The organism is Rhizobium sp. C1, assembly GCF_021026335.1.
Classification (GTDB): domain Bacteria; phylum Pseudomonadota; class Alphaproteobacteria; order Rhizobiales; family Rhizobiaceae; genus Ensifer_A.
In genome coordinates this window covers 214,139-230,169 of record NZ_JAJNCY010000007.1, presented here as the reverse complement: position 1 = coordinate 230,169, position 16,031 = coordinate 214,139, and the positions used below count along the sequence as shown (strand labels likewise).

The window sequence follows — 16,031 nt, the reverse complement described above, 5'->3', positions numbered from 1 at the left end:
CCAAACCGCAATCCAGGCCCCAGTCACTCTCGCAACCATCAGAAGATTTTCTCAAGGACGAGCTCGTCAGTCGCTAGCAGCGCCGCCGCCCTCGTCAGTGACCGCCTTATAGACCCACACCCCCAAAACAGTCAACACCAACAAAACAAAAAAATGAAGAAATTAAATAAGTGTATGATTCTTAAAACGTTTTGGTGATAGAACCTCGGGAACCCCGCTTTGGGAGCCCCCGCCGCCCGCTTCAGCGCCTCCGTTGCCCCCGGATTTTCACAATTGGCAGGCATGAACATGTTCACACGGGAAATGGGGTTTTGCTATGGTCTGCCGGACGTGCCGTCGCAGAGCGTTTGACTCACGCGCGCACACAAGGCAGATGTTACATAACAAGAAAATAACTGGGCCAGGCGGACACTGAATGACAGACGGCAGGGAACTGACTCGGCTGCTCGGAAGCGAGCCCGCGCTGCTCGCTGATGGGCGTCGTGCGCCCGACCGGCGCGAGATTTCGTTCCGCTGGCTATCTGGCACCTTCCTCACCGGCATTACAAGCACGATCCTGATGGGGGTAGCACTCACCGCCGCACTCGACGGACGCCGGCAGCTCGCAATTCCTGCGGAGGCCTATGCCAGTCTGCGCGATGACAGCGAGGACGGGCCACTCGTCGCCAAGCGCGGCGGTCGCCTGGTCGCGACGAGCATTGCCGCCAAGCCTGCCGACAAGCAGATCATGGAGGTTTCGACCATGATCCAGCAGGGCGGCAAGGAAGTGGTTCGGCGCCAGCCCTTCGAACATGTGAAGATGGCGCTGGCGGCAGCCCATTCCACACAGGAATCCTATCCGGCTTTCGATGCCCTGGCGATCTTCTCTTCCGGAACCAAGCCGGCCGTGCCGGCGATCAGCACCGGACAGATCTATGGCTCGGATGTCGAATCCGAAGTAAGCCTCGAAACAGCTGACTTCCCGACCAAGGAAACCGGGTTCAACTATGCCCCGCCAATGACGCTGGAGGAAATCGAAGAGACCGTTCGCACCAACGGATCGGTCCTGACCGATGGCAACAGCCAGGTTGCGTCCCTCTACTATGTCGATCCGCGACGGTTTGCAGCCAGCAACAGCGCACTGGATATCACCTCCGGGCTGACGGCGAAGGTCATCGAGTCCAACATGTCGGTGGCAGCGCCAGAGGCGCGCAACACCGCGACGCCTGAATATGCCGATGACATCATCCCGGTCCGGTCCGACACCGATATTGCCTCGGCCCTCGCCGCGAATGGCTATTCGAAAAAGCAGGCGGATCTGGTGGCCCATAATCTCGCTGCTGTTTTCGGCGGCGACAAGCTGCGTGACGGCAATATCCTGCGTGTCGGTATCATGCAGACCGGCGAAGACCTGAAAATCGTCCGCGCCAGCATCTATGAGCGCGACCAGCATCAGGTGACGATCGCCCTCGACGACAAGGGCGCCTTTGTGCAAGGCACTGCGCCGCCGGTCATCAAGGCCATGGCCTCGGCGCTTGACAACAACATGCTGGCGCCGCAAGCGGGCTCCGACCTGCCAAGCGTCTATGACGGCATCTACCGCGCTGCCCTCTCCTACGGAATGGGTCTGGACCTCGCGACGCAGATCGTGAAACTTCTTGCGAATACGGTGGATTTCCAGGCACAGCTGCGTCCGACCGACAAGCTGGAAGCTTTCTTCTCGGTTGCGGACCAGAACGGCAAGGTGACCAAGAATTCGGAACTGCTGTTCCTCTACGCCAAGTTCGGGGACAACGAGACGCGGCTATACCGCTTCCAGGACCCGACCGACGACAGCGTCGACTATTACGGCCCGGACGGGAAAAGCATCCATCAGTTCCTGCTGCGCAACCCGGTTCCCGGCGGCATCTTCAAGTCCGGTTTCGGCATGCGCCGCCACCCGATCCTGGGTTACATGCGCATGCATACCGGCGTGGACTGGGCTGCGCCGAAGGGCACACCCATTATCGCAACCGGCAATGGCGTGGTCGAAAAAGCCGGCTGGGACCGCGGCGGCTACGGCAACCAGACGATCATTCGTCATGCCAACGGCTACGAAACCTCCTACAACCACCAGAGCGCGATCGCCAAGGATGTCGTGGAAGGCGCCAAGATCCACCAGGGGCAGGTCATCGGCTGGATCGGCACGACCGGCCAGTCAACCGGCCCGCACCTGCATTACGAAATGATCGTCAACGGCAACAAGGTTGACCCGCTGAAGATCCGCCTGCCCGACGGCAAATCGCTTGGAGGCGACGCACTGGCCAGGTTCGGCGCCGAGCGCAAGCGCATCGACGCACTGCTCGGTCACGAAGACTGGAACATCGCGAGCAACTGATTCCCATGACATGACATAAAAATGCCCCCGGCTTGCGCCGAGGGCATCTGTGTTTTCATTGCGCTGCGCGGCTCCGATTACGCCGCCTGGCTGATTGTCTCGCCCGCCACGAAGATCAGGCGATCCGAACCCGCACTCACCGTAACTGCAGACCCATCCGGGATATCGCCCGAAAGGATCTTTTCGGCCAACGGATCCTGAAGATACTTCTGGATCGCGCGCTTGAGCGGCCTTGCGCCATAAACCGGGTCGTAACCCTTGTCGCCCAGCCATTCGCGTGCGGTTTCGTCCAGCGTGATCGCGATCTTGCGATCGGCGAGCAGCTTGACGAGCCGGCCCATCTGAATATCTACGATGGTGCCCATTTCCTTGCGGCGCAGCCGGTGGAACAGGATGATCTCGTCGACGCGGTTCAGGAACTCCGGACGGAAGTTCATCCGCACGACACCCATCACCTGTTCGCGAACACTGTCGGTGTCCTCGTTTTCGCCGAGCCCGGTCAGGAACTCCGACCCAAGGTTCGAGGTCATGATGATGATCGTGTTCTTGAAGTCCACCGTCCGGCCCTGCCCGTCGGTCAGGCGACCGTCGTCCAGAACCTGCAACAGCACGTTGAACACATCCGGATGCGCCTTCTCGATCTCGTCGAACAGCACGACCTGATAGGGCCGGCGCCGAACGGCTTCCGTCAGGGCGCCGCCTTCGTCATAGCCGACATAGCCGGGCGGTGCGCCGATGAGCCGCGAGACCGAGTGCTTCTCCATGTATTCCGACATGTCGATACGCACGATCGCCGACTCCTCGTCGAAGAGGAAGCGCGCCAAGGCCTTCGTGAGCTCGGTCTTGCCGACGCCGGTTGGCCCTAAGAACATGAACGAGCCGATCGGCCGGTTCGGGTCCTGCAGACCGGCCCGCGCACGGCGAACCGCCCGCGAGACGGCCTGAACCGCATCGCCCTGACCGACGACCCACTTGGCGAGTTCGTCTTCCATGCGCAACAGCTTGTCGCGCTCGCCTTCCAGCATCTTGTCGACCGGAATTCCAGTCCAGCGGGAAACGACCTGCGCGACATTGTCTGGGGTCACGACCTCCTGAACCATGGCCTCCGCGCCGGAACCGTCATGCTCTTCGGCAGTCTTGAGCTCCTTTTCGAGACCGGGGATCACGCCATAGGCAAGCTCGCCGGCCTTCTGGAATTCGCCGTTGCGCTGGGCAATCGCCAACTCGTTGCGGGCCTCATCAAGCTTACGCTTGAGTTCGGCGGCATGACCCAGTTTCTGCTTTTCGGCCTGCCAGCGGGCGGTCAGCGCATTGGCGCGCTCTTCCAGATCGGAGAGATCGTGCTCCAGCTTTTCGAGCCGGTCCTTTGAGGCTGTATCGGTTTCCTTCTTCAGCGCTTCGCGCTCGATCTTCATCTGGATGATGCGTCGATCGAGTTCGTCCAGCTCTTCGGGCTTCGAATCCACCTGCATGCGCAACCGCGATGCGGCCTCGTCCATCAGATCGATGGCCTTGTCCGGCAGGAAGCGATCGGTGATGTAGCGGTTCGAGAGCACGGCGGAGGCAACCAGCGCCGAGTCCGAAATCCGGACCTTGTGATGCTGCTCGTATTTTTCCTTCAGACCGCGCAGGATCGAGATCGTATCCTCGACCGTCGGCTCGGAAACCATCACAGGCTGGAACCGGCGGGCAAGGGCCGCATCCTTCTCGACATGCTTGCGATATTCATCGAGCGTGGTCGCACCAACGCAATGCAACTCGCCGCGCGCCAGAGCAGGCTTCAGCAGGTTGGACGCATCCATCGCGCCATCGGCCTTGCCGGCTCCGACCAGCGTGTGCATCTCATCGATGAACAGGATGATATCGCCATTTTCCGACTGCACTTCCGAAAGCACGGCCTTCAGACGTTCTTCGAATTCGCCACGATACTTCGCGCCGGCAATCAGCGCGCCCATATCGAGCGCCATCAGCTTCTTGTCGCGCAGCGATTCCGGCACGTCACCATTGATGATGCGCAGGGCCAGACCTTCGGCGATCGCCGTCTTGCCGACGCCGGGCTCACCGATCAGAACCGGATTGTTCTTCGTGCGGCGCGACAGGACCTGGATCGCGCGACGGATTTCATCGTCGCGGCCAATGACCGGATCGAGTTTGCCGTCACGGGCATCCGCGGTGAGATCACGGGCATATTTCTTCAGCGCGTCAAAGCCCTGTTCGGCATTGGCGCTATCGGCGGTGCGCCCCTTGCGGACATCGTTGATGGCCTGGTTGAGTGCCTGCGGCGTCACACCGGCCTTCTTCAAGGTCGCCGATGTGGAAGCCGAAGACTCGATGCTGAGCGCCTGAAGCAGACGTTCGACGGTCACGAAACTGTCGCCGGCCTTCTTGGCGGCCTCTTCAGCCGTTGCGAAAACCTTGGCCAGCGGCTGAGACAGGTAGACCTGACCGTTGCCGCCCGAAACTTTCGGAAGCTTGGCAAGCGCTGCATCATTGGCAATGCGCGCCTCGCGCGGATCGCCGCCCGCCTTCTGGATAAGCGCCGAAGCCATGCCCTGGTCGTCATCCAGAAGCACTTTCAGCACATGTTCGGCGGTGAATTGCTGGTGTCCGGCAGCAAGAGCGCCGGTTTGAGCCGATTGCAGGAAACCGCGCACGCGCTCGGAATATTTCTCGATATTCATGTCTGTCCTCCGTTCCTCGTTCCGCCCTCGCTGAGGCACGGATCGACGGGTTTGAGATAGGCTCCCTGATAGGCGAACCTTCGATGTGAGATATGGGCGCGGCGCCGCGTTTTTAAAGAGCTTTAAATGCAAAAATCCCCGGAACTTTCGTCCCGGGGATCGTAGAACCCTGAAGGTTTGATATTCGTCATTCGCCGGCTTCGGCAAGCGCAGGCTGCTCCGCCGGAGCCTCGCTGGCTTCGCCTTCGGCAGCTGCATTCTGCCGACGGCGCTGCGGACGGCGGGGACGACGCTGACGCGGCTCCTGCTCGGCGGCGGCTTCCGCGGGAGCCTCTTCGCCCAGGATGACCTCGGCAGGAATACCTTCGATATCGGGCTGCGGACCGCTACCGTCATAGGGCTGTTCCGCCTGCGGCGCGGTCGGCTGATGCGAACGCTGCTGCGGCTGCGACTGCTGTACCGGTGCGGCGTCCGAACCGTTATCGTCCTCGTCTCGATCCGCATAATCGTTGCGGTCGTCGCGCTGGAAGCGTTCCTGCATCTGCGCCTGGGCGCTTGCGATGATACGGTTATAGTGTTCGGCGTGCTGGAGATAGTTCTCCGCCATCACCCGGTCCCCGGAGCTCTGGGCATCACGGGCAAGCTGCGCGTATTTCTCGGCGATATGCTGCGCGGTCCCGCGAATCTTGACGTCCGGTCCGGAGCTGTCATAGGTCCGCGTCAGAGGGTTGGAACCCTTGCGCATATTTCCATTGTTGTTGTTATTGTTATTATTGTTGTTGTTATTGTTGTTACGCCCGCGACCGCGTTTGTTCTGCTGTCCTGGCCTCATCGATGGCTCACCTGAACTTCTTTCTAAATGACCACAAAATGGCTCCGGCCTGCTCTGTCTATGAGACAGGACTTGCGAGCCGCAGCGTTCGCGCGTGACCGCACCTTCTTGCCGCTTGTGAGTTATTGAACAGATTTCCGCACAGGGACTGTCGGTACCCCAGAAACTCTTGTTAAGAGAGCAACCATCTTGGCGAAAGCTGACCCGGGAATAAATTTCGCCGGCGCTTCAGCCCTAGTGCGCACAGGCAAACTAGCCCGCTTCCCCCTCAAATCCAAGCGTTTTTTTCGCGGTCGCGAGATTATTCGCCGGAAAAGCCGGGCTTTCGCGCGAAAATCAACGCCCTGTCGCGCCCGCCATAATCCCGTACGGCTTGGTGAACGGCAAAACCGGCGGCCTCGAAGATCGACTGAACGGCTGCCAGCTGATCCCACCCGAACTCGACTCCGATATATCCGTCCTCCGCAAGATATTGATCCGCCTGATTCGCGATGATTCGATAGGGGTCCAACCCATCCGCACCGCCATCAAGCGCCGCCAGCGGATCATGCTCCCGCACTTCGCGATCGAGGCCGGCGATGTCGGCAGACGGAATATAGGGCGGGTTGGAGACGATGATGTCGAACCGCCCTCGCACCTGCGAAAACCAGTCGCTCTGCCGGACCTCGAACCGCGAGCCTAGACCGTTAAGCTCGGCATTGGTCTTTGCTGTTCCAACGGCATCTTCGGAGATATCGGTCCCTACCCCGCTCGCTTCGGGGCATTCATGAAGCAGCGCCAGACAGATCGCCCCTGTGCCGGTTCCCAGATCCAGAAGGCGCGGTTTGCGCCCGCGCCCAACGATCTCGTGAAGCAACGGCAGTGTTGCATCAATCAGGACCTCGGTATCGGGCCGGGGCTCAAGCGTTCCTTTCGAAAGCCGAAGCCTCAAGCCGTAAAACTCGCGCCAACCGAGAATGCGATAGATCGGCTCTCCGCCAATGCGCCGCCGCGCCGCCGCGCGAATTCGTTCTATGTCATCGACAGACACGGACGAACGCCCGCGCGAAATCATCGCGGCCGGCTCAAGGTCCAGAAGACCACTCACGAGAATGCGCGCTTCCAGCGCCGGATCATCCAGATCGGCTTCGCGAAAGAGACCCCGGACCTCAGCCATCACCTGATCAACGGTGAGATCAGGCTCAGGCATGCTCGTTCCCAAGCTGCGCCAGCTGACCCGCCTGATAATCGGCGACCAGCGCATCGATCACTTCATCCAGCTCGCCCTCGATCACCCGATCCAGCTTGTAGAGCGTCAGGTTGATCCGATGGTCGGTCAGGCGCCCTTGCGGAAAATTATAGGTGCGGATGCGCTCGGACCGGTCGCCCGAACCGACCTGACTCTTGCGCGATGCCGAGCGCTCGTTGTCGGCGCGCTGCCGTTCGATATCATAAAGCCGCGCGCGCAGAACCTGCATGGCCTTCGCCCGGTTCTGGTGCTGCGATTTTTCAGAACTCGTGACGATGATGCCAGTCGGCAGATGGGTGACGCGCACCGCCGAGTCGGTCGTGTTGACGTGCTGTCCGCCCGCACCGGATGAACGCATCGTGTCGATGCGAATGTCTTCGGGCCGAATTTCGATATCGATCTCTTCTGCTTCCGGCAGAACCGCGACGGTCGCAGCGGATGTGTGAATGCGCCCGCCCGCTTCCGTTTCCGGCACGCGCTGAACACGGTGGACGCCGGACTCGAACTTCAGCTTCGCGAAAACGCCGCGCCCGCTGACAGTTGCAATGATTTCCTTGTAGCCGCCCGCCTCACCTTCGCTTTCGGAGAGGATTTCAACCTTCCAGCCGTGTGTCGAGGCATAGCGCTCGTACATTCGGAATAGGTCGCCGGCGAAAAGTGCCGCTTCGTTGCCACCGGTACCGGCGCGAATTTCGAGGATCGCGCTCTTCTCGTCCGCCGCATCCTTCGGCAGAAGCAGGATCTGCATTTCGCCTTCGAGCGTTTCGATGCGCGCCTTCAGCTCCGGCAATTCCATTTCCGCAAGATCGCGCATCTCGCGATCCGTTGCCTTGTCGGCCAGCAGCGTTTCGAGATCGGCAATCTCGCTTTCCGTCTTCTGGAACTCGCGGATCTTCTTCACCACCGGCTCGAGCTCGGAATACTCGGCAGCCAGCTTGATATAGACATCCGCCGCCGGCCCGGCCGACATCCGGGCCTCAACCTCGCTGAACCGGCGCTCCAGTTCGCGCATTTTCTCTATGGGCAGTTTGGCCAAGTTTAAGATCCTAGAGCGGCAGGTTGTTCGCCTGCGCGAACTTTTCCAGGATATGCCGCATCGGCTCGCGCGGGAAACCTTCGTCCAGCGCCGCGTTCATCATGTCGGAAAGCTGCCTGACGTCGAGCCCGAGCAGCATCGCCTTGACCGGGCCGATCGAGGCCGGCGACATGGAGATCGAGCGGAAGCCGAGACCCAAAAGCGCCATGGCCGAGAGCGGCTTACCCGCCATTTCGCCGCAAAGTGTCAGGGACGTCTTGTTGCGCTCGGCAGCGCGAACGATATCGCGCAGGATGCGCAAGAAGGGTCGGCCCAGAATGTCGAAGCGGTCTGACACACGCGCATTGCCGCGATCGACGGCCATCGAAAACTGGAACAGGTCGTTGGAGCCGACCGAAACGAAATCGACTTCGGCCATCAGCTCGTCAAGCTGCCACATCAACGCGGGCACTTCGAGCATCGCGCCGAACTGCAGTTTCTTCGGCAGTTCATAACCGAAGCGCGACAGGTGCTGGAATTCCTTCTGCATCAGCTCCCGCACCGCCCGAAGCTCGGCAACTTCCGTCACCATCGGGATCATCATGCGCAGTTCCTGACCGCTGGCGGCGCGCAGCAGCGCCCGCAGCTGCGTCCGGATCAGGCCAGGCCGGTCGAGCGCCAGACGGATTGCCCGCCAGCCGAGCGCCGGGTTTTCCTCATCCGCCCCCCGGAAATAGGGCACGACCTTGTCGCCGCCGATATCCAGCGTCCGGAATGTGACCGGCCGCCCTGAAGCCTGCCGCAATACGCTGCGATAGAACGCCTCCTGCTCTTCGAGCTTCGGCATGTTCGAGGCGATCATGAATTGCAGTTCGGTGCGGAAAAGTCCGATCCCGATCGCACCCGATTCGTTGAGCTGCGGCAGATCCACCAGCAGGCCCGCATTCATTAGCAGATTGATGCGCTGGCCATCCTTTGTGATGGGCTCGACCGAGCGCAACGCCCGGAACTGTTCCTGCCGGCGGGCGCGGAAGCGCACCTTCTCCTCATAGGAGACGCGCAATTCAGCCGCGGGGCGCAGATGCACGCTGCCGCCATCACCGTCGATGATGATCGGATCGCCGTTTTCGGCCAGCGCAACGAGGCCGGCGGCCTGACCGACAATCGGCACACCCATGGCGCGCGCGACGATCACGACGTGGCTGGTGACAGCGCCCTCTTCGAGCACAAGACCGCGAATATGTTCGCGCGGATAATCCAGAAGTTCGGCCGCCCCCATGGCGCGCGCCACGATGATCGCATCCGTCGGCAACCCGCCGCCGCCCTTCGGGCCATAGCCCGTCAGCTGGCGCAACAGGCGGTTCGCGAGATCGTCGAAGTCGTGCATGCGTTCGCGCAAATAGGGATCCGTCAGGCGGATCATGCGCGCCTTGGTGTCGCTCTGCACCTTCTCGACGGCCGCTTCGGCCGTCAAGCCGTTGCGAATTGCCTCTTCGAGCTTCCGCACCCAGCCGCGGTCGTGGGCAAACATGCGGTAGGTTTCGAGAACCTCGCGATGTTCGCCTTCCATCGACACATCGCGCCGCGAGAGAAGATCGTCGATGGAAATGCGCAGCGAGTCGAGCGCTTCGGTCAGCCGCTTCAGTTCGAAGTCGGTGTCTTCATTGAGCAGATTGGTGACGACGATGCGCGGCTCGTGCAGCACGACATGGCCAAGCCCGATACCTTCGCCATAGCTGTCACCTTCGATCGAAACAGGGCGCGACAGGTCGAGTTCGAGACCGGGACGGGTGATCTTCTTCAGTTCACCCGTAGCAATCATTTCGGCGATGACCATCGCCGTGGTTTCCATCGCCTCGACTTCTTCTTCGCGATAGGTGCGCTGCGCCCTGTTCTGCACGACGAGAACACCCAGCGCGCGACCGGCACGCAGGATCGGCACGCCGAGGAAGGAGTGGAAGATTTCTTCGCCGGTCTCCGGCAGGTAGCGGAAGGCGGGATGCGACTGCGCGTCCGAAAGGTTCAGCGATTGCGCAGACGCAGCAATCGTACCGACAAGACCCTGACCCATCTTGAGCTGGGCAAGGTGCACGGCGTCCTTTTTAAGACCTTCGGTGGCGTAGAGTTCGAGCACGCCGTCCGATCGGAGCACATAGACGGAACACACTTCCGCAACCATGTTCTGGGCGATCTGCTGGACGATCTTGTCGAGGCGTTCCTGCGGTTCAAGCGCTTCCGCCATCAATTCGCGGAGACGCTTGAGAAGAACGCGCGGACCCTGTGAAAGGCCTTTCATCGCGCATGTGCTCCCGGTTCTGGAGTTATTCCGGGCGAGCCGGTGGCAGGATCACTGCCACCGGCGCATCGGAATCGTTTTTTAACTCTTATCGAGACCGTAGCAGGAATGCAAAGTCCGAACAGCAAGTTCGGCATAGGGACCGTCGATCAGGATGGAAATCTTGATTTCCGAGGTCGTGATCGCCTTGATGTTGATGCCCTTCTCGGCCAGCGCCCGGAAGGCCGTGGCGGCAACGCCGGCATGGCTACGCATGCCGATACCGATAACGGAAACCTTCACCAGACCCGTTTCGCTCTGGATGACGTCAAAGCCGATCTTGTCCTTGTTCTGCGCGAGAACGGAAAGCGCCTTCTCGGCATCGCCCGAAGGAACCGTGAACGTCATGTCCGTGCGGGTTCCGTCTTCGGAAATGTTCTGCACGATCATGTCGACATTGATATGCGATTCCGCAAGCGGCCCGAAAATGGCGGCAGAAACGCCCGGACGATCCGACAGACGGCGCAGCGAGATCTGCGCTTCATCCTTGGCGTAAGCGATGCCGGTGACTACTTCCTGTTCCACGATTTCATCCTCGTCACAAATCAGCGTGCCCGGCGGGTTCAGAAGGTCGCCCATTCCCGGAGCATCGGGGTCAACGAAAGAGGAGCGCACGAAGGTGCGCACCTTGTGTACCATGGCCAGTTCCACGGAACGCACCTGCAGAACCTTGGCGCCGAGAGAAGCCATTTCGAGCATTTCCTCGAAGGCGATCTTTTTCATGCGGCGCGCCTTGGGCTCGATGCGCGGGTCGGTCGTGTAGACGCCATCGACGTCGGTATAGATGTCGCAGCGGTCGGCCTTGACGGCAGCGGCAATCGCAACGGCCGAGGTATCGGAACCACCGCGGCCGAGCGTCGCAATGCGGTTATCCGGGCCGATGCCCTGGAAGCCGGCAATCACGGCAACCTGCCCCATCTCGAAACGGCGGATCAACTCGTCGCCATCGATCTCCTGGATACGTGCAGCGCCATGCGCGTTGTCAGTCTTGATCGGGATCTGCCAGCCTTGCCAGGAGCGGGCATCGATATCCATCGACTGCAGCGCAATGGCGAGAAGACCGGCGGTTACCTGTTCGCCGGAGGCAACGACGGCGTCATACTCGCGCGCATCATAGAAAGGCGACTTCGCGCCCGTGACCTTGGGCATGTTCTGAACCCAGGCGACAAGCTCGTTTGTCTTGCCCGACATGGCCGATACGACGACGGCGACCTGGTGACCCGCATCGACTTCGCGTTTGACATGGCGCGCGACGTTATAGATCCGGTCGAGGTCTGCGACGGACGTGCCGCCGAATTTCATCACGATGCGTGCCATTTCAAATGTCCGGTCATGGCCCGCGCGCAACGCGCGGGAACTCAGTCAAACAATCGAAGGCTCGACCCTTGAAAAAGGATCGAGCCCAAAGTTGGCGGTCTCTTAGCGAAAAACCGACCTGACTGCAACAGCAGGCGGCTCGGTTCCGGTACGGTCCCGAACGAGCGAGATCAGTTCTCGCGCAAGGGCGAAATGTGGATTTCGACGCGGCGGTTCTGGGCGCGGCCCGCCTCGGTCGCATTGCTGGCCACCGGCTGCGCATCTGCAAAGCCGACGGCCGACATGCGACGGGCATCCACGCCCTGGCTCGCCAGATAGTTGGCAACCGAAATGGCACGGCGCTGCGACAGGTCCTGGTTATGCTTGAAGCTACCGGTTGAATCGGTGAACCCGTTCACGTCGATCAGCGTCTTGTTGAACTTCTTCAAGACGATCGCAACAGAGTTCAGCGTCGGATAGAATTCCGATTTCACCGCATCCTGATCTGTCGGGAAGGTAATGTTGGACGGCATGTTCAACACGATGGAATCGCCATCACGCGTCACGGAAACGCCCGTGCCCTGCAGCTGGCGGCGCAACTCCGTTTCCTGACTGTCCATGTAATTGCCGATCAGGCCACCGCCGAGCGCACCAATGCCGGCGCCGATGAGCGCTGCATTGCGCCGCGAATTGGCGTCCTGGCCCACGAGCAGACCAGTGACGGCGCCAAGGCCCGCACCGATCATCGCCCCACCGGCAGTGTTCGACATCTGCGGCTGGCCTGTATACGGGTCAGTCGTCGTGCAGGCCGACAGGAAGGTTGCGGCAAGGAGGCTAAGAGCGATTTTCTTGAACATGCGACGGGTCCGTCCTGACGAGGAATCAATGGGTAGGATTTTTGATGTTTGTCTGACGGAAGTCAAATGCCGCGATTCAGGCGAGAACACGGCAGAAATGCTTTCTGAAAGAAGCGCCCCACGTTTTTTTGGCAATGGCGACGAAGAGCCCGATGCGGCGATCCGCGGCAAAATCCGGCCTTGACTTTCAGGCGTAGCAGACCGACTTGAAAAGCGACCAAAAAGGATGTGAACGATGAGCGACGCAGCAAGAACCACAATCGACCAGGCCGAAGTCGACCGCTTCACCGCCATGGCGGCGGAATGGTGGAACCCGGCGGGCAAGTTCAAGCCGCTCCACAAGTTCAATCCGGTTCGCATCCGCTATATTCGCGACAAGGCCGCCGCCCATTTTGGCCGCGAGGCCAGCAGCCACAAGCCGCTGGAAGGCCTGCGTGTTCTCGATATCGGCTGCGGCGGCGGGCTTCTCTCCGAACCCATGGCACGCATGGGCGCAACCGTCATCGGCGCCGACGCGTCCGAGCGCAATATCGGCATCGCCTCGACCCATGCCGCCCAGACGGGCGTGAACGTCGATTACCGCGCCGTCACGGCCGAGCAACTGGCTGCCGAGGGCGAAAAATTCGATATCATTCTCAATATGGAAGTCGTGGAGCACGTCTCCGACGTGGATTTCTTCATTTCGACTTGCGCCTCCATGGTGAAGCCGGGCGGCATGATGTTCGTCGCCACGATCAACCGCACCATGAAGGCTATGGCGCTCGCGATCATTGGTGCGGAACACGTGCTGCGCTGGCTGCCAAAGGGCACCCATCAATATGAAAAGCTGGTCCGCCCTGAAGAACTCGAAAAGCCGCTGACAGCGTCCGGCATGCAGATCGACGAACGCACCGGCGTCTTCTTCAATCCGCTGATGAACCAGTGGAACCTGTCGAAGGATATGGACGTGAATTACATGATGCTGGCGACGCGCCCGGCCGAATAAGGGGCCGAACGCTCAGTTCGCATCTTCCGGCAGGACCGGCAGCGGCGCGATCTCGATGCCTTCTTCAAGAAGCGCGCCGATCTCTTCCTGCTTCGCCTGCCCGATAATACCGCGCGCAGGCGCCTCGCCGTAATGAATCTTGCGCGCCTCCTCAGGGAAGCGTGTGCCGACATCCTCGGAACTGGCCCGGATCTGCGTCACGACCTCGCGCAGTTTTGCGATCATCTCAGCGGGAACCCCGCCGCCCGCCATGGGCATCGGAACCTGGGCATCGGCGGCATGCGCCGTCGCAACCGCCGGAGCCATCAAGGCCTTGCTGACCGAAGCCGAGCCGCAGACAGGGCAGGTCACAAGCCCACGCGCCTGCTGACCGTCGAAGTCGCTGCCCGACGAAAACCAGCCTTCAAAGGCATGATCGGCTTCACATTTGAGCGCATACTTGATCACGGCCGCTAATCCTCAAGCACCGACCGTTTCAACGGCGAATTCGCGCGCGTTCTTCAGATTCGGGATCTTGCCGCGCGCGGCGGCCACCTCAGCCGTGTCGATTTCCGCGACGATCACCTCTTCGCCAGCCCCGCCGGCGCGTGCCAGGATCTGCCCCCACGGGCTGACGATCATCGAATTGCCATAGGTCTCGCGGCCATCTTCATGCACGCCGCCTTGTGCTGCGGCAATCAGGAATGCGCCGTTCTCGATCGCCCGGGCGCGCAACAGGATTTCCCAATGCGCTTCGCCCGTCTGCCTGGTGAATGCAGCCGGGACCGTCAGGATTTCAGCGCCAGCCAAAGCCTCGGCACGGAATAGCTGCGGAAAACGGACATCATAGCAAACGGCAAAACCGAGCTTGCCGAAGGGAAGTTGTGCCACGCGAGCGGCAGCACCCGGATTATAGGTCCGGCTTTCGCGCCAGCTCTCGCCGTTGTCCAGATCGACGTCGAACATGTGGATCTTGTCATAGGAGGTGATCAGCGATCCGTCAGGGCCGAACAAAAAGCCGCGATTGGCGACCTTGTCGCCGCCGAGAGCAATCGCCGTCGAGCCGACATGCACGTAGATCTTGTGCGTCGCGGCCAGTTCCGATGCCGCGCGATAGACGAGATCATGCGCCTCGGGCTTCAGGGAGGCCATCAGCGCCTCGCGGTCGCGTTGCAGCGCGCCCGTCATCTCCGGCGTCTGAACATATGTCGCACCCTGCGCAGCAGCCTCAGTGACGAGCGCGCGCATGCGTTCGACATTCTTCTGCACCGACACGCCGGAGCACATCTGGACGGCAGCAACCTTGACCTTGGTCATCGTCAATTCACCTCACCCGGCCAGCAGGGCGTCGAGCTTGCCCGCGCCGTCGAGCGCATGCAGATCGTCGCAACCGCCGACGTGCTTGTCGCCGATGAAAATCTGCGGGAAGGTCGAGCGGCCGGAACGGTCCATCATTTCCTGACGCAGCTTCGGGTCGAAGCTCGCGTCATGTTCGGTATAGCTCACACCCTTGCGATCGAGCAGCGCCTTGGCGGCGGAACAATAACCGCACATCTGGCGGGTATAAATCGTGACAGGAACCATCTATCTCTCCTCTCGCGGCTCTCGGGGGCGCGCGTTGTCTTAATCGCTATATAGGCTCCGGCAGCGCCATTGAAAAGACGAGCACGGTGATGTCGCCGACACCTGCCCTCCGCAGCGCCCTGGATGCCGCCGTCACCGTTGCTCCGGTCGTATAGACATCGTCGACCAAAAGAACCCGACGGCCGGAAAAGACCATTTTGCCGGCATCGCTGACGGCAAAGGCTCCGCGCACATTGTCCTCACGCGCCCGCTCTCCAAGCCCGACCTGATGAGCGGTGCGCCTGACGCGCTTGAGGTCGACGGCATTAAACGGCTTGCCGCACTGCAGGGCCAGATGCCGCGCCAGTTCTGCAGACTGATTGAACCGCCGCGTAAAAAGACGGGTACGGTGCAGCGGCACCGGCACGATGACATCGGCGTCGGAGAGAAGATCACCTGCCGCCCGCGCCATCCAGCGGGCCATGAGTGGTGCGAGGTCCAGCCGATCATTATATTTCAGCCGATGCACCAGCGTTTGGCAGATCCCGTCGTGGGCGGCCACGGCACGCAGGCGATCGAACACCGGCGGATGCGCGATCGCCTGAGCCGATAGAATGCCGGGACCGAGATCATGGGTGAACGGGGTGCCCATCACCTCGCAGTAAGGCCGCTCGATGAAGCGGATCGTCTGCCAGCATGAAGGACACACGGCCCCGTCGCGCGCGGAAAACCGGCCGCAGCCCGAACAGACCGGCGGATAAATGAAATTGACCAACCCCGAAGCCAGTTGCGCCGGAACCCCGCGCAAGAAAGCCAGAGCCTGTCGAGTTTCTCCTTCACCCATCGGTCGATCACCTGTAGACAGACAAGCCTCGGGCCGCCCGGCGGCCGATTTCAATTTTCA

14 protein-coding genes are annotated in these 16,031 nt (G+C 61.0%); 3 read left to right on the top strand and 11 right to left on the bottom strand.

Annotation, left to right across the window (positions count from 1 at the left end; all coding sequences use genetic code 11):
• Positions 1–415: 415 nt before the first annotated feature.
• Entirely contained in the window at positions 416–2,356 is a 1,941-nt protein-coding gene (locus LQK83_RS16300; protein ID WP_230838441.1) for a M23 family metallopeptidase, read from the top strand.
• A gap of 77 nt (positions 2,357–2,433) precedes the next feature.
• Here the strand turns inward: LQK83_RS16300 and clpB are convergent, their stop codons facing one another.
• From clpB to LQK83_RS16265, 7 genes are all read right to left on the bottom strand, one after another.
• Complete coding sequence (gene clpB, locus LQK83_RS16295; protein ID WP_230838440.1) at positions 2,434–5,037, bottom strand: ATP-dependent chaperone ClpB; 2,604 nt, start codon at positions 5,035–5,037, stop codon at positions 2,434–2,436.
• 187 nt (positions 5,038–5,224) lie between these two features.
• Positions 5,225–5,869 (bottom strand): DUF4167 domain-containing protein, encoded by a 645-nt coding sequence (locus LQK83_RS16290; protein WP_230838439.1) that lies wholly within the window; start codon positions 5,867–5,869, stop codon positions 5,225–5,227.
• Positions 5,870–6,170: 301 nt separating this feature from the next.
• On the bottom strand, positions 6,171–7,058 hold the full coding sequence (prmC, locus tag LQK83_RS16285) for a peptide chain release factor N(5)-glutamine methyltransferase (protein WP_230838438.1): 888 nt from the start codon (positions 7,056–7,058) through the stop codon (positions 6,171–6,173).
• Positions 7,051–8,133 carry a peptide chain release factor 1 gene (gene prfA, locus LQK83_RS16280; protein ID WP_230838437.1) on the bottom strand — a complete coding sequence of 361 codons (1,083 nt, stop codon included), beginning with the start codon at positions 8,131–8,133 and terminating at the stop codon, positions 7,051–7,053. Before prfA ends, prmC begins: the two co-directional genes overlap by 8 nt.
• A gap of 10 nt (positions 8,134–8,143) precedes the next feature.
• A complete protein-coding gene (gene ptsP, locus LQK83_RS16275; protein WP_230838436.1) occupies positions 8,144–10,408 on the bottom strand; it encodes a phosphoenolpyruvate--protein phosphotransferase in 2,265 nt (754 codons plus the stop codon).
• Positions 10,409–10,489: 81 nt separating this feature from the next.
• Positions 10,490–11,764, bottom strand: coding sequence for an aspartate kinase (locus LQK83_RS16270; RefSeq protein WP_230838435.1), 1,275 nt, complete (start codon positions 11,762–11,764; stop codon positions 10,490–10,492).
• 170 nt (positions 11,765–11,934) lie between these two features.
• Complete coding sequence (locus tag LQK83_RS16265) at positions 11,935–12,600, bottom strand: OmpA family protein (protein WP_230838434.1); 666 nt, start codon at positions 12,598–12,600, stop codon at positions 11,935–11,937.
• Between the two features lie 28 nt (positions 12,601–12,628).
• Between LQK83_RS16265 and LQK83_RS16260 the strand changes: the two genes are divergently transcribed.
• Complete coding sequence (locus LQK83_RS16260) at positions 12,629–12,784, top strand: hypothetical protein (RefSeq protein ID WP_230838433.1); 156 nt, start codon at positions 12,629–12,631, stop codon at positions 12,782–12,784.
• A 51-nt stretch (positions 12,785–12,835) separates the two neighbouring features.
• Positions 12,836–13,585, top strand: a complete 750-nt coding sequence (gene ubiG, locus LQK83_RS16255) for a bifunctional 2-polyprenyl-6-hydroxyphenol methylase/3-demethylubiquinol 3-O-methyltransferase UbiG (RefSeq protein ID WP_230838432.1) — start codon at positions 12,836–12,838, stop codon at positions 13,583–13,585.
• Between the two features lie 12 nt (positions 13,586–13,597).
• Here ubiG and LQK83_RS16250 read toward each other — a convergent pair whose 3' ends face one another.
• Genes LQK83_RS16250 through LQK83_RS16235 form a run of 4 tightly spaced genes read right to left on the bottom strand, consistent with a single transcriptional unit; the run spans position 13,598 to position 15,971 of the window.
• Positions 13,598–14,032 carry a DUF1178 family protein gene (locus tag LQK83_RS16250; protein ID WP_230838431.1) on the bottom strand — a complete coding sequence of 145 codons (435 nt, stop codon included), beginning with the start codon at positions 14,030–14,032 and terminating at the stop codon, positions 13,598–13,600.
• A gap of 12 nt (positions 14,033–14,044) precedes the next feature.
• Positions 14,045–14,881: a carbon-nitrogen hydrolase family protein gene (locus LQK83_RS16245; protein WP_230838430.1), complete on the bottom strand. Its 837-nt coding sequence runs from the start codon at positions 14,879–14,881 to the stop codon at positions 14,045–14,047.
• 12 nt (positions 14,882–14,893) lie between these two features.
• Positions 14,894–15,148 carry a glutaredoxin 3 gene (gene grxC, locus LQK83_RS16240; protein ID WP_230838429.1) on the bottom strand — a complete coding sequence of 85 codons (255 nt, stop codon included), beginning with the start codon at positions 15,146–15,148 and terminating at the stop codon, positions 14,894–14,896.
• Positions 15,149–15,194: 46 nt separating this feature from the next.
• On the bottom strand, positions 15,195–15,971 hold the full coding sequence (locus tag LQK83_RS16235; RefSeq protein ID WP_230838428.1) for a ComF family protein: 777 nt from the start codon (positions 15,969–15,971) through the stop codon (positions 15,195–15,197).
• Positions 15,972–16,031 lie beyond the last annotated feature (60 nt).